The sequence below is a fragment of the Actinoallomurus iriomotensis genome, from assembly GCF_030269445.1.
In the GTDB taxonomy this organism is placed as follows: Bacteria; Actinomycetota; Actinomycetes; order Streptosporangiales; family Streptosporangiaceae; genus Actinoallomurus; species Actinoallomurus iriomotensis.
The window spans coordinates 150,678-171,729 of the sequence record NZ_BSTJ01000017.1; the positions used below are offsets into that span (position 1 = coordinate 150,678).

The 21,052-nt window shown below is 71.6% G+C and carries 18 protein-coding genes; 9 read left to right on the forward strand and 9 right to left on the reverse strand.

Features of this window, described 5'->3' with window-relative positions:
* Both QSK37_RS46690 and QSK37_RS46695 read right to left on the reverse strand, forming a co-directional pair.
* A complete protein-coding gene (locus QSK37_RS46690) occupies positions 1 to 1,227 on the reverse strand; it encodes an NAD(P)/FAD-dependent oxidoreductase (RefSeq protein WP_285635152.1) in 1,227 nt (408 codons plus the stop codon).
* A gap of 119 nt (positions 1,228 to 1,346) precedes the next feature.
* Positions 1,347 to 1,841 carry a GNAT family N-acetyltransferase gene (locus tag QSK37_RS46695; RefSeq protein ID WP_285574588.1) on the reverse strand — a complete coding sequence of 165 codons (495 nt, stop codon included), beginning with the start codon at positions 1,839 to 1,841 and terminating at the stop codon, positions 1,347 to 1,349.
* A 189-nt stretch (positions 1,842 to 2,030) separates the two neighbouring features.
* Here QSK37_RS46695 and QSK37_RS46700 point away from each other — a divergent pair, with 189 nt between their 5' ends.
* Entirely contained in the window at positions 2,031 to 2,645 is a 615-nt protein-coding gene (locus QSK37_RS46700; RefSeq protein ID WP_285635155.1) for a DUF1349 domain-containing protein, read from the forward strand.
* Positions 2,646 to 2,782: 137 nt separating this feature from the next.
* Complete coding sequence (locus tag QSK37_RS46705; RefSeq protein WP_285635158.1) at positions 2,783 to 4,174, forward strand: alpha,alpha-trehalose-phosphate synthase (UDP-forming); 1,392 nt, start codon at positions 2,783 to 2,785, stop codon at positions 4,172 to 4,174.
* Positions 4,175 to 4,190: 16 nt separating this feature from the next.
* Here QSK37_RS46705 and QSK37_RS46710 read toward each other — a convergent pair whose 3' ends face one another.
* From QSK37_RS46710 to QSK37_RS46720, 3 genes are all read right to left on the reverse strand, one after another.
* Complete coding sequence (locus QSK37_RS46710) at positions 4,191 to 5,231, reverse strand: hypothetical protein (protein ID WP_285635161.1); 1,041 nt, start codon at positions 5,229 to 5,231, stop codon at positions 4,191 to 4,193.
* 84 nt (positions 5,232 to 5,315) lie between these two features.
* Positions 5,316 to 5,447, reverse strand: a complete 132-nt coding sequence (locus tag QSK37_RS46715) for a hypothetical protein (RefSeq protein ID WP_285635164.1) — start codon at positions 5,445 to 5,447, stop codon at positions 5,316 to 5,318.
* Positions 5,448 to 5,508: 61 nt separating this feature from the next.
* The gene (locus QSK37_RS46720) at positions 5,509 to 8,430 is read right to left on the reverse strand and encodes an AfsR/SARP family transcriptional regulator (RefSeq protein ID WP_285635167.1); all 2,922 of its coding nucleotides are present in this window, start codon (positions 8,428 to 8,430) and stop codon (positions 5,509 to 5,511) included.
* On the opposite strand from QSK37_RS46720, the gene QSK37_RS46725 reads away from it, so the two are divergent.
* Entirely contained in the window at positions 8,425 to 8,724 is a 300-nt protein-coding gene (locus tag QSK37_RS46725; RefSeq protein ID WP_285635170.1) for a YbhB/YbcL family Raf kinase inhibitor-like protein, read from the forward strand. The genes QSK37_RS46720 and QSK37_RS46725 overlap by 6 nt on opposite strands.
* On the opposite strand, the gene QSK37_RS46730 is transcribed toward QSK37_RS46725, so the two are convergent.
* Both QSK37_RS46730 and QSK37_RS46735 read right to left on the reverse strand, forming a co-directional pair.
* Positions 8,680 to 9,141, reverse strand: coding sequence for a pyridoxamine 5'-phosphate oxidase family protein (locus tag QSK37_RS46730; RefSeq protein WP_285635173.1), 462 nt, complete (start codon positions 9,139 to 9,141; stop codon positions 8,680 to 8,682). The two genes, QSK37_RS46725 and QSK37_RS46730, sit on opposite strands and share 45 nt — an antisense overlap.
* 204 nt (positions 9,142 to 9,345) lie before the next feature.
* Positions 9,346 to 11,853, reverse strand: coding sequence for a DEAD/DEAH box helicase (locus QSK37_RS46735; RefSeq protein ID WP_285635176.1), 2,508 nt, complete (start codon positions 11,851 to 11,853; stop codon positions 9,346 to 9,348).
* An 82-nt stretch (positions 11,854 to 11,935) separates the two neighbouring features.
* Between QSK37_RS46735 and QSK37_RS46740 the strand changes: the two genes are divergently transcribed.
* From QSK37_RS46740 to QSK37_RS46750, 3 genes are all read left to right on the forward strand, one after another.
* Positions 11,936 to 15,088 (forward strand): S41 family peptidase, encoded by a 3,153-nt coding sequence (locus tag QSK37_RS46740; protein ID WP_490246510.1) that lies wholly within the window; start codon positions 11,936 to 11,938, stop codon positions 15,086 to 15,088.
* Between the two features lie 74 nt (positions 15,089 to 15,162).
* On the forward strand, positions 15,163 to 15,972 hold the full coding sequence (locus QSK37_RS46745) for a hypothetical protein (RefSeq protein WP_285635181.1): 810 nt from the start codon (positions 15,163 to 15,165) through the stop codon (positions 15,970 to 15,972).
* A gap of 169 nt (positions 15,973 to 16,141) precedes the next feature.
* Positions 16,142 to 17,035, forward strand: coding sequence for an SPFH domain-containing protein (locus QSK37_RS46750; RefSeq protein WP_285635184.1), 894 nt, complete (start codon positions 16,142 to 16,144; stop codon positions 17,033 to 17,035).
* Here the strand turns inward: QSK37_RS46750 and QSK37_RS46755 are convergent.
* The gene (locus tag QSK37_RS46755) at positions 17,010 to 18,248 is read right to left on the reverse strand and encodes an RNA-guided endonuclease InsQ/TnpB family protein (RefSeq protein WP_285635187.1); all 1,239 of its coding nucleotides are present in this window, start codon (positions 18,246 to 18,248) and stop codon (positions 17,010 to 17,012) included. The two genes, QSK37_RS46750 and QSK37_RS46755, sit on opposite strands and share 26 nt — an antisense overlap.
* Positions 18,249 to 18,418: 170 nt before the next feature.
* Here QSK37_RS46755 and QSK37_RS46760 point away from each other — a divergent pair, with 170 nt between their 5' ends.
* The 3 genes from QSK37_RS46760 (at position 18,419) to QSK37_RS46770 (ending at position 20,456) form a co-directional block, all read left to right on the forward strand.
* Positions 18,419 to 18,673, forward strand: coding sequence for a type II toxin-antitoxin system antitoxin (locus tag QSK37_RS46760; protein ID WP_285635190.1), 255 nt, complete (start codon positions 18,419 to 18,421; stop codon positions 18,671 to 18,673).
* Between the two features lie 132 nt (positions 18,674 to 18,805).
* Positions 18,806 to 19,444: a GOLPH3/VPS74 family protein gene (locus QSK37_RS46765; protein ID WP_285635193.1), complete on the forward strand. Its 639-nt coding sequence runs from the start codon at positions 18,806 to 18,808 to the stop codon at positions 19,442 to 19,444.
* A 121-nt stretch (positions 19,445 to 19,565) separates the two neighbouring features.
* The gene (locus QSK37_RS46770; protein ID WP_285635196.1) at positions 19,566 to 20,456 is read left to right on the forward strand and encodes a C40 family peptidase; all 891 of its coding nucleotides are present in this window, start codon (positions 19,566 to 19,568) and stop codon (positions 20,454 to 20,456) included.
* Positions 20,457 to 20,501: 45 nt separating this feature from the next.
* Here the strand turns inward: QSK37_RS46770 and QSK37_RS46775 are convergent, their stop codons facing one another.
* Positions 20,502 to 20,987, reverse strand: a complete 486-nt coding sequence (locus QSK37_RS46775; RefSeq protein WP_285635199.1) for a GbsR/MarR family transcriptional regulator — start codon at positions 20,985 to 20,987, stop codon at positions 20,502 to 20,504.
* Between the last annotated feature and the right edge of the window lie 65 nt (positions 20,988 to 21,052).

Sequence of the window (21,052 nt, forward strand, 5' to 3'; positions counted from 1 at the left end):
TCATACTTCCAAGCCGGACGATGAGCCCGGCGTCCCGAACAGCGTGCGTCGGGCCCGGTCGCGGGTGGCGCGGCCGCCCTTGAAGAATGTGACACTGACGTTCATGCGCCTGCTGAGCCGGTACACCTTGACCGGGCTGGCGCTGACGGTCTCCTTGTACCGGACGGCGACGCGGCCTTTGAGGTAGGCACGGCGCGGGGTGTCGTCCGCGTGGGTGAACTGGATGACGGCGTCACGCCGGCCGAGGCTGACGGGCTGGTGGACGTAGCCGAACCGGAACGGCCGGACCGGCCTGCCGCGCAGCAGCCGGGCGATCGTGTCGGCGGTGTACTGGGCGGTGGGCAGGCCGCTCTGGCAGGTGCCGTGGATCCGTCCCCAGGGCAACCGGACCGCGGCGGCGTCACCGACGGCGTGCACGCCGGGGTGGGACACCGAACGCAGCGTCGCGTCGACCAGGATCAGGCCGCGCTCGTCCACGGCGATCCCGGCGTCGGCGGCGAGCGAGGACGCGGTGACGCCGGCCGTCCACAGGCACGCGTCCGAGGGGAGGACCTCGCCGGTCTCCAGCTCGACGGCGTCGGGCAGCACCTTCGTGACCCGCGCGCCCACTTTGACGGTGACGCCGAGGCGGTCGAGCGCCCGGTGCAGGTGGGCACGTGCCTTGGCGCTCATCATCGCGCCCGGCTCATCGAGGCCGACCAGCGTGACGTTCAGGCCGGGATGGGCTTCGGCGATCTCCGTCGCCGCCTCGACGCCGGTCAGGCCGCTGCCGCAGACCGTGACACTGCCGCCGGTCGCCGCGAGCTCGCCGAGCCGGGTGGCGAAGGAGACGGCGGTCCGCGGGCTGTCGAGCGTGAAGGCGTGGGCGTCGGCGCCGGGCACCCGGCTGGTGTCGGCCGAGCTGCCCAGGGCGTACACCAGGGTGTCGTAGTCCAGCGTCGTCGCGCCGTCGTCGACCACCACCGTGCGGCCGTCGGGGTCGATGGCGGTGGCCGTGCCCCGTACGAAGGAGACGCCGGTGCCGGCGAGCAGGTCGGGAATGCGGTGGTCGGCCAGGTGCCGCCCGGCGGCGAGCTGGTGCATCCGCAGCCGCTCGGTGAACCGTTCCGAGGGGTTGACCAGGGTGATTCGTGCATCGGCGCGCCGAGTCCGGCGGGCCAGGCGGATCGCGGTCATCATGCCCGTGTAGCCGGCGCCTAGGACGACGACGCGGTGGTCGTTCTCCATTGCTTTACCCTCCCGAGCCGTGGGTCACCGTGGTGCCGGTGACGCCCATGGGACAAACGGCTCGGCGCCGACGTGACACCTCCGCGATGTGACGCCCACCACATGCCCGCCGGCGACGGTCATGGCCGGGTGAGGGTGTCCTTTCCGGCGGCCGTCAGGGCGTCGCCGGTCAGGCGGTACACCGTCCAGCCGTCCTTCGGTGCGGCGCCCAGCGACTCGTAGAAGCCGATCGACGGCTCGTTCCAGTCCAGCACCGACCACTCCAGCCGGGAGTAGCCCTTCCGGACGCACTCCTCGGCCAGTGCCGTCAGCAGTGCGCGGCCCAGGCCCGTACCCCGATGGTTCGGGCGGACGAACAGGTCCTCCAGGTAGATGCCGTGCGCCCCGTCGAAGGTCGAGAAGTTCAGGAACCACAGCGTGAAGCCGACGATCTCCCCGTCCGCCTCCGCCACGTGCCCGAACAGTGCCGGTTCCGGGGCGAACAGGGCGGAGTGCAGCTGGGCCGGGGTCATCGTGCACTCGTCGGACAGCCGTTCGTACTCGGCCAGGGCGTGCACCAACGCCACCACGGCCTCGACGTCGGCCTCCCGCACCCGGCGAACACGAGGATCCACTTCGACGACTCCCTTCGAGGGACCGCAGGTCCCGCCCGTACCAGCGAAGGCTAGCCGCCGCCCCGGCATGCCCCGTCCGGGACGTGACCCTTATGACCCGCGACAAAGTTCACTATGTACGGACCGCCTGTTCGCGCCGTATTTTTGGAGCGTTCCCGAACGCTGTTCCCGTACGCGAAGGAGACGGGTGTGACGCACACAGCGGAGCAGGTCGGAATTCCGCGCATTCCCGTGTCTCTGCGGTGGGACGGGAGAGCCGCGGGCTCCTATCTTCCGCAGGACGACGGCTTCGTGATCGGCGCCAGGCCGGGCACGGACCTGTTCGTCAGCCCGCAGCGCACCGGCGAGGTGCTCGACGCTCCGAAACTGCTCGCGCACGCGCAGGGTGACTTCCTGCTCAGCGCCCGCGTGTCGGTGGGGCACTACCGGTCGCACGACGCCGGCGGGCTGCTCGTGTGGCTCAACGACCGCGCGTGGGCCAAGCTGGGCCTGGAGATGTCCGCGCAGAACGAGCCCGAGACCGTCTCCGTCGTCACCCGCGGAGCCTCCGACCGCGCCAGCGGTTTCGTCGTGACCGGCGACCACGTCTGGCTCCGCGTCGCCCGCGTCGACTCCGCGTACGCCTTCCACGCCTCGCTCGACGGGCGGTACTGGCGGCTGATCCGCCACTTCGCCCTGTACGCCTCCGGCGCCCCGTCGTACGGCTTCTTCGCCCAGTCGCCCGTCGGGGACGGCTGTTCGGCGACCTTCGACCAGATCACCTTCGAGCCGAGGAGGTTGGCCCAGCTGATCGACGGGTCCTGAGCCGGGACCGCGCCTGGGTTCCTGTAGCCGTCGAGTGACGTCTCGATGGCCACAGGAGGGCGTCAGCATGACCATCGCCACATAAATCGCCCATCAGGGTCAAGACCCGATATTTGGGGGAAGTATGGGGCGTGGATGTGTCCAAGAAGAGTGAGTTCGTCGTTGTCGCCAACCGTCTACCGGTCGATCGGGTCACTGACGGTGACGGCACGGCTTCGTGGCGGCGCAGCCCCGGTGGGCTGGTCACCGCCATCGTTCCGGTCATGCAGCGTCGCGAGGGAGCCTGGGTCGGCTGGCATGGCGCCCCGGATGAGGACCTCGAGCCGTTCGAGGCCGAAGGGCTGTCCCTGATCCCCGTACGCCTGTCGGCGCGGGACGTCGAGTACTACTACGAGGGCTTTTCCAACGCGACGCTCTGGCCGCTGTATCACGACGTGATCGCGCAGCCGGTCTACCGGCGGAGCCTGTGGGAGTTCTACGAGCGGGTCAACCGGAGGTTCGCCCGCGCCGCCGCCGAGGTCGCGGCCGAGGGCGCGATCGTCTGGGTGCAGGACTACCAGCTCCAGCTCGTCCCTCAGATGCTGCGCGAGCTCCGCCCCGACCTGCGCATCGGCTTCTTCCTGCACATCCCGTTCCCGCCGATGGAGCTGTTCCAGCAACTGCCCTGGCGGCGCGACATCCTGTACGGCCTCCTGGGCGCCGACCTCGTCGGCTTCCAGAGCCGCGACGCGGCCTCCAACTTCGTCCGGCTGTGCCGCCGCTTCCTCGACCTGAAGACGCAGGGCCACGAGGTGGCGATCGCGGACCGCGTCGTACGCGCCGACCACTTTCCCATCTCGGTGGACGCGAACGAGCTCATCACCCTGGCCGCCGACCCGGACGTGCAGGAACGCGCGGTCCAGATCCGCGAGGACCTCGGCAACCCGGCGTCGTTGCTGCTGGGCGTCGACCGCCTCGACTACACCAAGGGCATCCAGCAGCGGCTGCAGGCGTTCACCGAGCTGTTCGAGGACGAGCGGCTCAAGAGCGGTGACGCGGTGTTCGTGCAGGTCGCGACGCCGAGCCGGGAGCGCGTCCGGGAGTACCGCATCCTGCGCGACGATATCGAGCAGCAGGTCGGCCGCGCCAACGGCCTGTACTCCGAACTGGGCGCACCGATCATCAACTACATGCACACGTCCTACACCCGCAAGGAGCTGGTCGCGCTCTACCTGGCGGCGGACGTGATGGTGGTGACGCCGCTGCGGGACGGCATGAACCTCGTGGCCAAGGAGTACGTCGCCTGCCGGTCCGACCTCAAGGGCGCCCTGCTGCTCAGCGAGTTCGCCGGCGCGGCCCGGGAGCTGCACCGCGCCTTCCTGGTCAACCCGTACGACATCGGCGGCACGAAGAACCGCATGTGGGAGGCCATGCACGCGAGCCCGGCGGAACGCGCTCGCCGGATGCGGTCGATGCGCAAACGGGTGATCGAGCACGACGTCGACCTGTGGGCCAAGCAGTTCCTGGACGCCCTGGAGGACGGCCACTGAGCACGAGCGGCGGCGCTCAGCCGGTCGGGCGCGTCGTCGCCGGCCTGACCCGCTGCCACCAGCCCTGGAGGCTCGCCGGGTCGTGCGCCGCCTCGACGAAGAGCGAGGCCGGCATCTGCGGGAAGCGACGCCCCGGGTTCCACGACCGCTCGTACGGCGGCGGGTCGAGGACCACGACACGGGTGCCGCCGACCTCGGGGATGTCGGCCGGGACGCCTTCGTTCCAGATCCACTCGCCGTCGACGTCGACGAGGTTCCACTGGCCGGTCACCGCCGGCGTGCCGGGCGGCACGTCCTGGTCGAGGGATGAGCCCACCCAGCGCGGGTCGGGGGCCTGGCCGGGCAGCCGGTCCGGTCGGATGAGCTCGCCGGCGAGCAGGGTGTGCAGCTGGAAGTTGTCGCCGATCCCGCCGATGACGACCGTCCAGCCGCGTCCGCTGGCCCGGTCGAGCACGAGCAGGCGCTCACCGTCCAGGACCCGCAGCAGGTCGCGGACGTAGGTGAGCTGACCGCAGTGATCCTCGGCCCGGTCCACCGCGGCCGCCAGCGTCTCCCGGTCGGGCACGGAGGCCCGCACCATCGGGGACACCGACAGCACCGTGGACGCCGCCAGCGCGAACCTCGGCAGCGACCACCACGCCTCCATCGCCGGTCCGGCGCCGTCGCCGAGCCCGGGCCGTACGACGTCCCAGACCTCGCGGGACGGTTGGTGCTCGGCCGGGTCCGGCGGTTCGCCGCCCGCGGCCTTCGCCCAGGCGTCGGCGAAGGTCAACGCGCCGGTCGTCACCTCGAGCAGGCGGCCCATCACCGCGGTGCCCGGCGCGTCCGCGTCGGCCCCGTTCTCCACGATCATGCCGCTCATCACGGCGAGCGAGGCGGCGTAGTCCAGGGGCGCCTCGGCGACGCCCTGGGCCAGCAGCCGGACCCCCGCGGTGAGCTCCGCCACGGGGATCACGGTGGCCGCCTGATGCACCTGGCGGAGGAGTCTCCCGAAGGCCCGCTCGTCGTCCCGGTCGATGGCGGCGCGCGTCAGCTCCGCGCACGTCTGCTCGAACATGTGGTCCATTTTGCACAGATGTCACCCGGCTGAGGAACGGGCGCGGCCGCTCCGGAAGACCACGCCCGTTCCGGGTGTCATCGGCTACTCGCCGTCCTCGTCGGACGTCTTCTCGGGGACGATGTGCGGGTTCATGCTGTCCGGCTGGACGAGGCCGTCCTTGTCGTCGTCGGTCGTCGGGGTGGTCTCGTCGGTGGTGTTGGGCTGGTCGGCCATTGTTCCGGGCCTTTCTTCGAGATTGATGGCGGGAGCCTAGTGACGCCGGATCAACATCTGATCAACGTGGCGCGGGCGCGCGGTCGAGCAGGGCGCGAACGTCGTCGGCGGCCGGGGCGTCGAGGGCCTGGAAGACGGCGAGCGCCTGCTCCCAGCAGGTACGCCCGTCGTCCGGGCGGCCGTCGGCGGTGAGCGCGCGGCCGAGGACTTCGAGCGCGCGTCCCTCGCCGAACCGCTGGCCGATCTCCCGGGCGATGGCCAGGGCCTCCTCGGCGTGGGCGACCGCCTCGACGGGGCGGCCGGCCCGCAGGTGGCTCTCGGCCAGCCGGTACAGCGTGTGGTGCTCGCGCAGGCGCAGCCCGGTGGAACGGAAGACGGCCAGGCAGTCGAGGTAGTGCGGGATCGCCTCCTCCGGCCGTCCCATCCCGTCGAGGATGGCCCCCAGGAACTGCATCGCCTTGGCCGCACCCACCGCGCTGCCCAGCGCGCGGAACAGCTCCAGGCTCCGCTCCGCCGTGTCGAGTGCCTCCTTGTCGCGGTGCAGCTCGGCGGCGGCGCGTGCCACGTTGCTGAGGCAGTCCGCCTCGCATTCGGTGGAGCCCAGCTCGGCGAAGGCGTCGGCCGCGCGCTGGAAGAACGCGAACGCGTCCTCGTACCGGCGATGTTCGAAGGTGACGACGCCGACGCCGTTGAGCGCCTCGGCCCATATGTGGCCGTCGCCGGAGGCCTCGGCCAGCTCGACCGTGCTCCGGAGGCTCGCCTCGGATTCGTCCAGCCGGAACGCCGCGTGGAGGATGAGGCCGAGCATGTAGCCGGCCCGGCCACGGCTGCGGGCGTCGTTCTTCTCCAGCGCGGCGGTGACCACGAGCCGTGCCGTCTGCTCGAACTCCCACAGGTGGGTGCCGGACATGATGAGCGGTTCGAGGCTGAGCAGCAGGTCGGCGGCGATGGCCAGGTCGGGGGCGCCGCCGCGGGTGGCCTCGGCGATCACGGCGCACAGGTTCGCGGTCTCGCCGCCGAGCCAGGCCAGTGCCTCCCCGGCGGTGGCGAACTCGGTGCCGCGGGTCTCCGGCGTGCTCAGCCGCTCGCCGTCGCCGGACTCGGCGGTCAGGTAGGCGTTGCGGGCGGAGGCGAAGTAGAAGTCGAGCATCCGGTGCGGCGCGTCGGCCCGCGCGACCTCGGAGTCGTACTTCTCGGCCTGGCGGCGGGCGAAGAGCCGGAGCAGGTCGTGGTAGCGGTAGCGGCCCGGCGCGGGGGTCTCCAGCAGGCTCGCGTCGACCAGCGACTCCAGCAGGTCCTCCGTGGCCGTCACCGGCAGGCCGAGGACGGCCGCCGCCGCGTGCAGGGGCACGTCGTGCACGTCCGGCAGGGCCAGCAGCCGGAACGCCCGCGCCTGCTCGTCGTAGAGCTGGCCGTACCCGAGCTCGAACGTCGCCGAGACGGTGTGGTTGCCGACCCGCATCTCGTCGAGCCGCCGCCTCTCGTCCGTGAGGCGCTCGGCGATCGTCGCCATCGACCAGCTCCGCCGCGACGCCAGCCGCGCGCCCACGATCCGTACGGCGAGGGGCAGGTGTCCGCAGGCCGCCGCGACCTCGGCCGCGATCTCCCGTTCGTCCTCGACCCGCTGCTCGCCGGCGATGCGGCCGAACAGCGTGATCGCCTCGTCGGTGACCAGGCCGTCCAGGTCGACGGTACGGGCGGCGGGCACGCCGGCGAGCCGGGACCGGCTGGTCACGATCACCGCGCAGCCGGGCGAGCCGGGCAGCAGCGGGCGCACCTGGTCGGCGTCGCGCGCGTCGTCCAGCAGCACGAGCATCCGCCGGTCGGCCAGGCGGCTGCGCAGCAGCGCCGACCGCTCCTCCAGCCCGGCCGGCACGTCCTTGTCGGGGGTGCCGAGCGCGCGCAGGAACGCGCCGAGCACCGCCTCGGGCCCGGCCGGGTCGGGACCCGCGCCGCGCAGCTCGGCGAACAGCTGGCCGTCGGGGTACTGCGGCCGGACCGCGTGACCCACGTGGACGGCGAGGGCCGTCTTGCCGATGCCGCCGATGCCGGCCACCGTCACGACCGGCATCGCGGTACGGTCCGCCTCGGCGAGCACGCCGGTCAGCTCGCCGACGATGGCCGCGCGTCCGGTGAAGTCGGCGACGTCCGCCGGGAGCTGCGCGGGCACCGGCAGCGGACGCGCGGGCTCCACGGGACGTACGGGTTGCTTCTCGGCCAGGGAGGCGTCGCCGGCCAGCACCTTGGCGTGCAGCTCGGTCAGCTCGGGGCCGGGGTCGATGCCCAGCTCATCGACGAGCACCCGGCGCGTGTCGGCGTACACGGCGAGCGCCTCGGCCTGCCGCCCGCACCGGTACAGCGCGAGCATGAGCAGCCCGCGCAGGCGCTCGCGCAGCGGGTGCGCGATGGTCAGCTCGGTCAGGTCGGCCACCGACTCCGCCGCGCGGCCCCGCTCCAGGTCGATGGCGTACCGGGTCTCCAGCGCGGTGAGCCGCTGCTCCTCCAGGTGCACGCGCTGCGCCTCGGCCCAGTCGCCGTGGATGCCGCACAGCGGCTCGCCGTCCCAGACCTCCAGCGCCGAGTGCAGGGCGTCCGCGGCCTGGTCGAGGTCGCCCGCCCGCCGCGCCTCCTCGGCGGTGGCCAGCCCGTCCTCGAACACGCTGAGGTCGAGCGCGGCCCGCGGCAGCCGCAGGGCGTACCCGCCGGCCTCCGAGACCATCAGCGTCGCCTTCTGCCGCGCCGCGCGCTCGGGCTCCAGCACGGCGCGCAGCCGTGAGGCGTACGTGCGCAGGGCGGTCATCGCGCGTACCGGCGGCTCCTCGCCCCACAGCGCGTCGACCAGCTCCTCGGCGGTCGCCGTACGGCCACGTCGCAGCAGCAGGACGGCCAGTACGGCTCGCTGCTGGGGCGTGCCGAGGTCGAGTTCGGTGTCGTGCCGCCATGCGCGGACCGGGCCCAGAACCGCGAAGCGAAGCCCGTGCATACCCGTTCCTCAGGGGAGCCGAAACAAGATTGTTTCCCGAGAATACGGACTTACGGGTCGCGGGACATCCGTGAGATCCACGACATTCGGCGTCCCCGCCGCCGTCGCCGAGCTCCCGAGGGCGCCTTCCAACGACCCAACGACGCCCGCGTGGCATGCTTCATCGGCGCCGCCCCACCGGCCGGGCACGGCTCTCACCGCTACTTCGTTGTGGTGCACGCCCCCGACGTCGAGTCCAAGGGACGGCCGCTATTCCAGCCACGTCCCGTCGCGCATGATGACTCTGCCGCGTAGTTCCGGCTCGCCGCGCCAGGCGCGCACACTCTTCGGCACCACGCGCACGTACAGGAAGGAATCTTCCTCCGCACGCGGGTCCCACCCGAACTTGGCGGCGAAGGCCTCCGCCGCGTCTCCGGGCACATCCTGGTCCAGGAAGCACTCCGCCTCGCCCTGGAGAAGCACCACGTCGAAGGTGTCCGGCAGCGCCAGGCGCACGCGCGGCTCCTCGCGGACGTTCCGCGCAGTCGCGGAAGCGGCACTGGTGCACATCCACACCGCTCGCCCGTCCCACGAGAACCACAACGGCACCTGGTGCGGGCCATGATCAGGATGTGCTGTCGACACCCATACATCCCGCTCGGTGACAAGCCGTTCCAGAGTGTCGCGCCTACGCTCCGCCACCTGACGGCGAACGATCCCCGTCGTCTGCATGAGCGCCGACCTTAGCCAGCAGACTCAGAACGCGCATGAGGCGATGGACCTACTCCCAGCGACCGATCCCCTGCCCGGCGACCGATCCCCCGCCCGGCGACCGATCCCCCGCCCGCCCAGGGGGGTCCATCCCATTCACATTGTCCAACGCCGCGCACCGCCGCAGAAAGGCGTGCGGAGCGGTTGTGGATAACTTCCGGGGCGTCAGAGGCGGTCGACCGAGGCCACGTGGATGACGGCGCGGCCCTCGTCGTCCGAGGCGCGCAGGTCGACCTCGGCGCTGATGCCCCAGTCGTGGTGGCCCGCCGGGTCGTCGAAGACCTGGCGTACCCGCCACAGCTCGGGCTCCTGTTCGATCTGCAGCAGCTTCGGGCCGCGGGCGTCGGGGCCGGTCTGGATCTCGTCGTGCTCCTCGAAGTACGCGTCCAGGGCGTCCGCCCAGCGGTCGGCGTCCCAGCCGTCCGCCGCGTCCAGCTCGCCCAGGTCCTCGTAGCGCTCCAGCGCGGCGAGTTCGACCCGGCGGAACATCGCGTTGCGGACCAGGACGCGGAACGCGCGCTCGTTGGCGGTGACGGCCTTCGGGGTCTCCTCGAGCTGGATCTGGGGCTCCGCCGAGGGGTTCTGGAGCTGCTCCCACTCGTCGAGGAGGCTGGAGTCGACCTGGCGGACCAGCTCGCCGAGCCACTCGATGAGGTCGTGCAGATCCTCGGTCTTCACCGAGTCGGGCACGGTCTGCTGGAGCGCCTTGTAGGCGCTCGCGAGGTAGCGCAGCACGATGCCCTCGGCGCGGGCGAGCTGGTAGTTCGCGACGTACTCGGTGAACGTCATCGCCTGCTCGTACATGTCGCGGACGACCGACTTCGGCTGGAGCGGATGGTCGGCGACCCAGGGATGCCCGCTGCGGTAGACGTCGTACGCGCCGTAGAGCGTGTCCTCCAGCGGCTTGGGGTACGTGACGTCCTGGAGGAGCTCCATCCGCTCCTCGTACTCCACGCCGTCGGCCTTCATCTGCGCGACCGCCTCGGCCTTGGCCTTGTTCTCCTGGGCGGCGAGGATCTGGCGCGGGTTCTCCAGGATCGACTCGATCACCGACAGCACGTCCAGCGCGTACGACGGCGAGGCCGGGTCGAGCAGCTCGAACGCGGCCAGGGCGAACGTCGACAGCGGCTGGTTGAGCGCGAAGTCCTCCTGCAGGTCGACGGTCAGGCGGGCGTACCGGCCCTCGGCGTCGGGCTCCTCCAGCTGTTCCACGACACCGCCGGCCAGCAGGCTCCGGTAGATCGCGATCGCCTGGGAGATGTGCTTGCGCTGGCGGGCGCGGTCCTCGTGGTTGTCGGTGAGCAGCTTCTTCATCGCCTGGAACGCGTTGCCGGGCCGGCCGATGACGCTCAGCAGCATCGCGTGGCTGACCTGGAACCGCGACTGCAGCGGCTCCGGCTCGGCGGCGACGAGCTTGTTGAACACGTCCTCGTCCCAGCTCACGAACCCCTCGGGCGCCTTCTTCCGTACGACCTTGCGCCGCTTCTTGGGGTCGTCGCCCGCCTTGGCGAGGGCCTTCTCGTTCTCCACGACGTGCTCGGGCGCCTGCACGACGACGAACCCGACCACGTCGAAGCCGGCCCGGCCGGCCCGCCCGGCGATCTGGTGGAACTCCCGTGCCCGCAGGCGGCGCACCCGGCTGCCGTCGTACTTGCTGAGCGCGGTGAACAGCACCGTGCGGATCGGGACGTTGACGCCCACACCGAGGGTGTCGGTGCCACATATGACCTTGAGCAGTCCGGCCTGGGCGAGGCGTTCGACGAGGCGGCGGTACTTCGGCAGCATCCCGGCGTGGTGGATGCCGATGCCGTGCCGTACGAGCCGCGACAGCGTCTGGCCGAACTTCGTCGTGAAGCGAAAACCCCCGATCAGCGCCGCGATCTCGTCCTTCTCCGCGCGGGTCGCGACGTTGATGCTGGTCAGCGCCTGGGCGCGCTCGGCCGCCGCGGCCTGGGTGAAGTGGACGATGTAGACGGGGGCCTTCTGGTCCTCCAGGAGCTCCTCGATGGTCTCGTGCAGCGGCGTGACCCGGTACTCGTACTTCAGCGGCACCGGCCGGGTCACCGAGGTGACGACGGCGGTGGGCCGTCCGGTGCGCCGGGTCAGGTCCTCCTCGAACCGCGAGACGTCGCCCAGCGTCGCCGACATCAGCAGGAACTGGGCCTGGGGGAGTTCGAGCAGCGGGATCTGCCACGCCCAGCCGCGGTCCGGCTCGGCGTAGAAGTGGAACTCATCCATCACGACCTGGCCGATGTCGGCGTCGGCGCCGTCGCGCAGCGCGATGCTCGCCAGCACCTCGGCGGTGCAGCAGATGATCGGCGCGTCGGCGTTGACGCTCGCGTCGCCGGTCATCATGCCGACGTTCTCGCTGCCGAACATGGCGATCAGGTCGAAGAACTTCTCCGAGACCAGCGCCTTGATCGGCGCGGTGTAGAAGGTGACCTGGTCGCGGGCCAGCGCGGCGAAGTGCGCGCCCGCCGCGACCAGGCTCTTGCCGGAGCCGGTCGGGGTGTTGAGGATGACGTTCGAGCCGGAGACGACCTCGATGAGCGCCTCCTCCTGCGCCGGGTACAGCGTGATGCCACGCTCGCCGACCCATTCGTTGAAGGCGTCGAAGACGGCGTCGGGCTCGGGGGCGGCGGGCAGGCGGTCGATGAGGCGCACGTATTCCATCTTGCCCCTCATGCGGAGTGCCCGGTCCGCCCGCCACGACTCTGGTACGGCACCGCGCGGCGACCCCTTAGCATCGACGCCCGTGACTGCGTCTGGATATTTGCGTTATCCACATGTCCGGGGCGATCTGCTGACCTTCGTGGCCGAAGACGACGTCTGGATCGCCCCGCTGTCCGGCGGGCGCGCCTGGCGCCTGTCCGCCGACGAGGTTCCGGTCGACCACCCGAGGTTCTCGCCCGACGGGCGGTGGGTGGCCTGGACCAGCAGGCGGGACGGCGATCCGGAGGTCCACGTGGCCCCGGCCGAAGGGGGCGAGAGCCGCCGGCTCACCTACTGGGGCGCCCCCGGAACGGAGGTGTGCGGCTGGACCCCCGACGGGCGGATCCTCGCGGTGACCTCGTGGCGGCAGCCGTTCTATCACCAGACCCACGCGTACGCGGTGCCGGTGGACGGCGAGCCCGCCGAGCCGATGGGCTGGGGGCCGGTGGGCGCCGCCGACGTCGCACCCGATGGGGCCGTGGCCCTGGTCACGGTCGCCGGGCAGGAGCCGGCCGCGTGGAAGCGCTACCGGGGCGGTGCGACCGGGAGGCTGTGGGTACGGGCGGACGACGGGTTCCGGCGCGTTCTGGCCGACCTCGACGGCAATCTCGACTGCCCGGTGTGGTTCGCCGGCCGGCCGGCGTTCCTGTCCGACCACGAGGGGACCGGGCGCCTGTACTCCGTCGCGCCCGATGGCACGGATCTGCGGCGGCACTCCGCGGCCACGGACTTCTACGCTCGTCACGCCGCCGGCGACGGCGATCGGGTGGTCTACCAGGCCGCCGGGGACCTGTGGCTGGTGGACGGCCTCGACGCCGAACCGGTCCGCCTGGACGTGCGCCTCGCCGGGCCGCGTACGGCGCGGCGTCCGCACGCGGTCTCGCCGCGCGTTCGGGACCTGTCCTGCGACCACACCGGGCGGGCCAGCGCCGTGGAGGTACACGGCGGCGTGCACTGGATCACCCATCGCGACGGGCCGGCGCGTGCCCTGGCCGCGGCCCCCGGCGTACGGGCCCGGCTGCCGCGGGTGCTGGGCGAGACCGGCGAGGTCGTGTGTGTCATCGACTCGAGCGACGGGGACGCCCTGGAGATCGCCGCGGCGGCCGGTGAGGAACAGCCGGCCGCGCGGAGGCGGCTGGCGGCCGGGCGGCTCGGCCGGGTCGAGGAGCTCGCGGCGGCGCCGGACGGAGGCACGCTGGCGGTGGCCGCGCACGACGGGCGGCTGCTGCTGGTCGACGTCGCCTCCGGCGAGGTGCGCGAGCTCGCCTCGAACGAGCACGGCTCGGCCGAGGACCTGACGTTCTCGCCCGACTCCGCCTGGCTCGCCTGGACGCACGCGGGCGCCGAACGGCTGTCGCGGATCCGGCTGGCCCGGGTCGCGGACGGCACGATCGCCGATGTGACGGACGGCCGGTTCGCCGACAGCGAGCCGGTGTTCACCACCGACGGGGCGCACCTGGTGTTCCTCTCCTGGCGCGGGTTCGACCCGGTCTTCGACCCGCACTTCTTCGACCTGTCCTTCCCGTTCGGCTGCCGGCCCTATCTGGTGCCCCTGGACGCGGCGGCGCCGTCGCCGTTCGAGCCGACGCCGGAGGGCCGGCCACCGGCCGCCGGCAGCGACGACGACAAGGAGGAGGACACCTCGGCCACGGTGTCGCTCGACGGCATCGCGGCACGGGTCGTGCCCGTTCCGGTGTCCGACGCGCGCTACTCCGACCTGAGGGCGGTCAAGGGCGGCCTGGTGTGGCTGCGCCGGCCGCTCACCGGGATGCTCGGCGAGGGCGGCGGCGGCCAGGACGACGACAGCCGGCCCAAGAACATGCTCGAACGCTACGACCTGGCCAAACGGACCTGCGAGGAGATCACGACCGGCGCCGACCGGCTGAGCGTCAGCGGCGACGGCAAGCGCATGGTGATCATCGCCGAGGGTGACCTGCGGGTGCTGGCGACCGACGGGTCCGACGACGGGGAGGGCGCCGACGCCAAGGTCGACCTGTCCCGGCTGCGCGTCACCGCCGATCCGGCCGTGGAGTGGCGCCACGCGTACGACGAGGCGGGTCAGGTCATGCGCGACTACTACTGGTCGCAGGACATGAACGGGGTCGACTGGGACGGGGCGCTGGCGCGCTACCGGCCGCTCCTGGACCGGATCGCGACCCCGGACGACTTCGCCGACCTGCTGAGGGACCTCCTCGGCGAGCTCGGCTCCTCCCACGCCTACGTGTACGGCCGCCGGCGCGCGACCGGTCAGTGGCTGGGACTGCTCGGGGCCGACCTGGAGCGCGACGACGACCGGCTGTGGCGTGTGACCCGGATACTGCCGGCCGAGACCTCCGACCCGGACGCCCGTTCCCCGCTCGCGGCGCCGGGCACCCAGGTGCGGCCCGGCGACGCCGTCGTGGCGGTGAACGGCCGGCCGGTGGACGGCCTGACCGGGCCGGGGCCGCTGCTCACCGGCTCGTACGACACGCTCACCGAGCTGACCATCGCGCCCGGAGCCGGGGGACCGGTACGGCGGATCGTCGTACGGCCGCTGTTCACCGACCGGCGGCTGCGCTACCAGGCCTGGGTCGCCGAGCAGCGGGCACGCGTCCGCGAGCTGGGCGGCGCCCGGCTCGGTTACCTCCACATCCCGGACATGGACGGCATGGGCTGGGCGCAGTTCCACCGTGACCTGCGAAGCGAGATCGCCCAGGAGGGGCTCGTCGTCGACGTCCGCGGCAACCGGGGCGGGATGGTCTCCGAACTCGTCGTGGAGAAGCTCGCCCGGCGCGTCGTGGGCTGGGACGTGGGCCGTCACCGCAGCCCGGTGAGCTACCCCCGCGACGCGCCGCGCGGCCCGGTCGTCGTCCTCGCCGACGAGCACACCTGCTCCGACGGCGACGTCCTCACCGCGGCGGTCCGCGCCCTCGGGCTGGGCACGGTGGTCGGCACGCGTACGTGGGGCGGCGTGATCGGCATCGACGGCGCCCACGGGCTGATGGACGGCACGGGGATCACGGTGCCGCGCCACGCCACCTGGTTCGACGGCCACGGCTGGGACGTGGAGAACCGGGGCGTCGCGCCGGACGTCGAGGTGGTGATGGGCCCGGACGACTGGGCGGCGGGCCGGGACCCGCAGCTGGAGACCGCCGTACGGATCGCCCTGGAACGCCTCGCCGAGCACCCGGCCGCCATGCCACCGCCTCGTCCCTGACGGCAGAGGTCCCTTCGTGGTATTCGATATTCACGGCGCCGCCGCCGTCGTTCGGGCGATGACAGGTGGGACTCGTGAGCGTTGTGGGCAGGGCCGCCATCCAGGAGGCGGAGCGGCTCGGACTGTTCGACGCCGTGAAGTGGTATGCGCGTGAGGCGCCTCGTCCGGCCGCCGCCAAGGTCGAGAACGTTCTCGCCAAGAGCCCCGCGATGGAGGCGCGGGCCCGGCGGATCGTGGACACCGGGCAGCGGATGGTCGGCTCTCTCCGGTGGCAGGGCGGCACCAAGCTGGATGAAGAGGCGGGCTGGCGGCTGAGCGAGAAGACGCTGTGGGGACGTGACAACGACTTCGGCCGCTGGATGCGTGGCACCGGGCCCGAACCCGGACTGTCCGGCACGATGGCCTGCACCGACGCCGTCATGTACATCGCGCATCGCGCCGGTGCCGTCGACGAGGCGACGCTGCGGCGAATGCACGAGGAGGCGGCCGACGCGGCGTCGGCCGCCTGGCGCGAGAGAGGCGACTCGTGGCCGGCCGAGTGCGCCTTCTGGAAGGTGATGGACGATCACCTTCTCCGGGGCGAACGCACCCACTTCGAGGTCGACCCGGCCATGGGAATCAGCGGGCCGGACATCCCCGCCGGGCATGTGGTCATGATCAATAACAGCCATGCCATGACCAGCCTCGGCACGCGCGACGCGCAGGGACGGCAGGAGGTCCTCAGCCACTGGGTGCATCCCGAACGGATGCCGCCCGACGACGGGACGGACCAGCCCTTCGGCCGCCTGCAGCAGACGTCGGTGCAAGAGGTCGTGGCGTCGATGAACTACGGCTACGCCCTGCCGATCGACTCGGCGGCTCCTTCCTGGCTGCTGGGCGGCTGACCGGGCGATGACCCGGGCACGTCCTGCGCGGCGTGTTCGGCGAGCAGGCGGACGGCCTCAGCACGGCCAGGGCGCTGATCAGCGACGCGGCGCCGAGCGCCCAGGCGTGGGCGAAAAGTGATATCACTATGCTAGATTCCTGCCTGAGGCTTCAGGGAGGATGAGGGTCATGAGTGTGGAGATGCCGAGGGCGCAGGTCGCCGAGCGTGACGTTCGCGGGCTGTCCGGGTGGCCGGTGCTGGGCGGGGTCATCGTCGCCCTGGTCGTCGGGTTCGTACTGATCGGCACGGGCGCGAACGGGGGTTCGGGCGTGGCCGCCGGGGTCGGGATCGCGATCGTCGTCATCGCCGCGCTGGTCCTTCCGGGTCTGACCGCCGTGGCGCCGGGGCAGGCGCGCGTGGTGCAGCTGCTCGGCCGGTACGCCGGCACGGTCCGCACCGACGGGCTGCGGTGGGTGAACCCGCTGACCACCCGGCGGCGGATCTCCACCCGGATCCGCAACCACGAGACCGACGTCGCCAAGGTCAACGACGCGGACGGCAACCCGATCGAGATGGCCGCGGTCGTCGTGTGGCAGGTGGAGGACACGGCGAAGGCGGTCTTCGAGGTGGACGACTTCGTGCAGTTCGTCGCCATCCAGACCGAGACCGCCGTACGGCACATCGCGGGCAGCTACCCGTACGACGCTCACGGCGACGAGCTGCTCTCCCTGCGGGAGAACGCCGACGAGATCACCGGCAAGCTGTCGGAGGAGATCACCGAGCGCGTCGCGTCGGCGGGCGTCCGGGTCATCGAGTCCCGCATCACGCGCCTGTCGTACGCCCCGGAGATCGCGCAGGCGATGCTGCGCCGCCAGCAGGCGGGCGCGGTCGTCTCCGCCCGGCAGCGGATCGTCGACGGCGCCGTCGGCATGGTCGAGTCCGCTCTCACCCGGCTCGCCGACAGTGACGTGGTCGACCTGGACGAGGAGCGGCGGGCTGCCATGGTCAGCAACCTGCTCGTCGTGCTCTGCGGCGACCGTGACGCCCAGCCCGTCGTCAACACCGGCTCCCTCTACCATTGACTACTCCCGCCCTAAGGACGGGAATTCCAACCCTCGCGGGCTGGGGTTCCTGCTTCAGGGGCGACTGCGCCCGAGGAGGCCCCGGGTGTCTGACGTCACCTCCACAGGCCGACACGGCAAGACCTGCCGCCAGGATGTTCTTGGCCGCGTTGATGTCCCTGTCATGCAGGGTGCGACACGATGGGCACCGCCACGCCCGGGTGGAAAGACTCAGCTCGGCGAGCAGATGGCCGCACGCCGAGCAGATCTTGGAGCTGGGGTACCAGCGGTCGATCACGATCAGGCGACGACCATACTTGGCAGTCTTGAACTCCAGTTGACGGCGGAATTCGCCCCAGCCGCAGTCGGAGATCGCTTTGGCGAGCCGCCGGTTACGTACCATGTTCTTGACGTTCAGGTCTTCGATCACGATGACGTCGTGGTCGCGGACCAGGCGGGTGCTGGTCTTGTGCAGGAAGTCCGCGCGGGACGCGGTGACCTTACGGTGTGCGCGGGCCACCTTCGCTCTCGCCCTGGCCCGGTTGTTCGACCCGGGTTGTTTACGGGCCATGCGCCGCTGGTAGCGGGCCAGGTTACGTTCTCGCCTGGCGAGTCTGCGGGCGTTGGCGATCTTGTCTCCGTCAGAGGTAACCGCGAAGTCCTTGACACCCAGGTCCACACCGACCACCGCGTCGGTCGCCGACGCCTGTTCAGGGTCTGCGACTTCGACGGCGAGGGAGACATGCCAGCGTCCGCACGGCTCCCGCGAAACCGTCACCGAGGTCGGCTCGATCGAGGCGGGATCGACGTCCGGCCAGGACCACACCAGCTCCAGCGGTGTGTCCATCATCTTGGCCAGATACAGGCGGCCTTCCCGCCAGCGGAACGCCGAGCGGGTGAAGGTCGCCGACTGCTTGCGCTGGCGGGCCTTGTACCTCGGATACCGGGCACGCCCGGCGAAGAAGTTGACGAACGCCCTGTGCTGATGCCGCAGCGTCTGTTGGAGCGGCACGCAGGACACCTCGGACAAGAACGCCAGGTCCGGGTCGCGTTTCAACTCGGTCAGATAGCGATCGGTCTCGGCGTAGGAGGTTTTGAGCCCCTCGGCGCGATAGCGGGCCTTCCGCCATGCCAGGACCTTGTTCCATACCAGGCGTGCGCAGCCGAACGTGCGGTTCAACACCGCCGCCTGCTCCGGGGTGGGGTAGGCCCGCACCTTGTAGCTCGTACGCACGTTCGAAGTTTTGCAGTGCCACAAGCTCAGTAACGATGAACGGAAGAACAGGACGGAAAGACGGTTATGAACGCTTTGTGTTCAGGGCTGTCCCGGCTATGCCGGGCCACCTCTTCCATGGTCCAAAACCCTCCCAGCTCCAAAGGACCGGTCCTCCTCCGGACTTGCCAGTGACGGACCGCGAGCCGCGTCCCGACGGCGGCGATGACGCGCGGCCGGCGGGGCGAGGCGAGCGCAAGAAGGTGCTGCTCCGCCTCGATCCCGCCGTCCACGACGCGCTCGCGCGCTGGGCGTCGGACGAGCTGCGCAGCACCAACGCCCAGATCGAGTTCCTGCTCCGGCGCGCCCTCAGCGACGCTGGCCGGATGCCCGGCAACGCCGGCCGGATGCGCCGGCCGGGCCGACCACCGAAGGAGGGCTCATGAGTGAGCGGAGCGAGCGAATCAGAAGGCACGGTGCCCAGGATCACTCTCCGACGAAGGAGGGCTCATGAGTGAGCGGAGCGAGCGAATCAAAAGGCACGGGGCCCAGGATCACTCTCCGACGAAGGAGGGCTCATGAGGCTTCCCGAGTCACTGCCCGCGCGGATGTATCTGCTGGCCTTCGACACCGACACGAACCGGCTCACCTCGCGTTCGCAGCTCGGGATGGTGCTGCGGGCCGCCGCCCTCGCCGAGCTGTACCTGACCGAACGGGTGACCGACACCGGCGGCCGGGCCCGGGCCGCCTCGGACGCCCGGCCCACCGGCGATCCCGTGCTCGACGACCTGGCGGACCAGATCGCCGCCCACCGGCCGCGCGCGTGGCATCGCTGGATCGGCCGGCACGAGCGCGCCACGGTCCGCGCCGTACGGGAGCAGCTGGAGGCCGGTCACCACCTGACGATCGAGCATCGGGCGCTCCTGCCCGACCGGGTGGAGCCGCGCGACCGGCACGCGGTCAGGCAGTACGCGGAGACCGTCCGCGGCGCGCTGCGCCAGTCGCCCGCGCGCACCGACCCGCGCACCGCCGCGGTGCTCGCGCTCGCGGCCCGCGGCGAGGTCAGGACGGTGGTGTCCCGGCGGGAGCGCCGCGAGTACCGCCGGACGCTGGACGAACTGGCGGTCTACACCGGCCCGGTGGCCGACGCGCTGCGCAAGGCGGTCCAGACGAAGCGCACCGTCGCCGCGACCACCGCGACCGCCGCGGGAAGCTGACCCTCGTACGGGCGTGGTGACGCTTCTACCTGCGGAGAGTCCCTTACGGTGACCGGTCGGGGGACCGGGGAGCGGCCCGCCGCTCCCCGGTCATCGCACACGACCATTCGGGGGGATCTTCGTGTTCGTACGTCTTGTCATCGTCTCCGCCGGGATCGGCGCCTCAGTGGCGGCGATCGGGCCGTCCGCGTCGGCGGCTCCGACGGCCGCGCCGGCGTGCGCGGTGCTCGCGCCGGGCGCCTCCGCGGTGGCCCAGCGCGCCGTCGCCGCCGCCTGCGGCCAGATCGGGGTCTGGTACTCCTGGGGCGGCGGGCACGGATCCGTGCCCGGCCCGACCTTCGGCCACTACGACGGTCACGACCCCGACAGCAGGCAGGACGGGCAGCGCCGGGGTTTCGACTGCTCCGGCCTGGTGCGCTACGCCTACTACCGGGCGACCGGCGGCGACATCCTGAACGGCGTCGCGAACGACCAGTTCCACACGGGCCACGCGGTCGCGCGGTTCGCGCCGGGCCAGGGGGCCGGGCCGCTGCTGCCGGGCGACCTGATGTTCTGGGGCCGGGGCAACATCCACCACGTCGCGATCTACCTCGGCGCCGGGCAGATGGTGGAGGCCTACGAGTCGGGCACCCACGTCCGTACGGCTCCGGTGCGGCTCGGCGGTGACTACGCCGGCGCCGTACGGATCGCCGGGAACGGGGGAACGCCGCCGCCGCCCGCCGTGGGCCGTCACTGGGTGGAGACGTTCGCGGCGGCGACCGGCTACGCCGGGCCGAACACCGCCGAGCCGCGTGGCGTGCTGAACAAGGGCCGCAACTACGTCTACTGCAAGGTACGGGGCGCGAAGGTCGGGAACGACCGGCAGTTCAACCACTGGTGGTTGCGCACCGACCTGGACCGCGCGTTCCCCGGCAAGAGCGGGCGCGGCGCGTACGTCTCGGCCTACTACCTGGCCCGCTGGGGCAACGACGAGGCCAAGGACGTGAACGGCACCGTCATCCCGGACTGCTGACCCGTCGCGCGGGCCGGTCACGCGCGGGGCCGGCCCGCGGCGAGGTCAGTCCTCGGCGGGCAGCCGTTCGGCCTTGGCCTTCTGCCACCTGTCGATGAGCTCCTCCAGCTCTTCGGTGATGAACTCGAAGAACGCCAGAGAGGTGGCCATCCGCCGGCCGGCCGGAGTGTCGGCGCCGAGGACCTCGATGCCCTCGCGGGCGCTGCTGCTCCAGCGGCGGAGGATCTCGTCGCGGTTGACGATCGCCTCGTACCAGGAGTCGTTCTCGACCACGAAGACGTCACGGCGCGACCCCGGCTCGCGTTCGCGCCGGATCATGTTGAACTGGATCAGGAACCGCACCGCGCCGGACACGGCCGCGGGGCTGACCTGCAGCTGCTCGGCGATCTCGGAGGCCGTGAGCCGGCCGGAGTCGGTGCCGTGCAGCACGGCGAAGACACGTGCGGGCATGCGCTGGAACCCGGCGTCGACCAGGGCGGACGCGAACCGCTCTACGAACTGCCGTACCGCCTCGGGATCCCGCTCTGCCACACCACACTCCCTTAGTAGACGCAACTACTTTATACGGATTCACTGGCTTCACGAATTTGTGAAAC

What these genes read in the sequence shown, in the direction of transcription:
- QSK37_RS46690 (WP_285635152.1), bottom strand. Translation starts at nt 1,227, where the DNA reads ATGGAGAACGACCACCGCGTCGTCGTCCTAGGCGCCGGCTACACGGGC.
- QSK37_RS46710 (WP_285635161.1), bottom strand. Translation starts at nt 5,231, where the DNA reads ATGTTCGAGCAGACGTGCGCGGAGCTGACGCGCGCCGCCATCGACCGG.
- QSK37_RS46715 (WP_285635164.1), bottom strand. Translation starts at nt 5,447, where the DNA reads ATGGCCGACCAGCCCAACACCACCGACGAGACCACCCCGACGACCGAC.
- QSK37_RS46720 (WP_285635167.1), bottom strand. Translation starts at nt 8,430, where the DNA reads ATGCACGGGCTTCGCTTCGCGGTTCTGGGCCCGGTCCGCGCATGGCGG.
- QSK37_RS46730 (WP_285635173.1), bottom strand. Translation starts at nt 9,141, where the DNA reads ATGCAGACGACGGGGATCGTTCGCCGTCAGGTGGCGGAGCGTAGGCGC.
- QSK37_RS46735 (WP_285635176.1), bottom strand. Translation starts at nt 11,853, where the DNA reads ATGGAATACGTGCGCCTCATCGACCGCCTGCCCGCCGCCCCCGAGCCC.
- QSK37_RS46750 (WP_285635184.1), top strand. Translation starts at nt 16,142, where the DNA reads ATGAGTGTGGAGATGCCGAGGGCGCAGGTCGCCGAGCGTGACGTTCGC.
- QSK37_RS46765 (WP_285635193.1), top strand. Translation starts at nt 18,806, where the DNA reads ATGAGGCTTCCCGAGTCACTGCCCGCGCGGATGTATCTGCTGGCCTTC.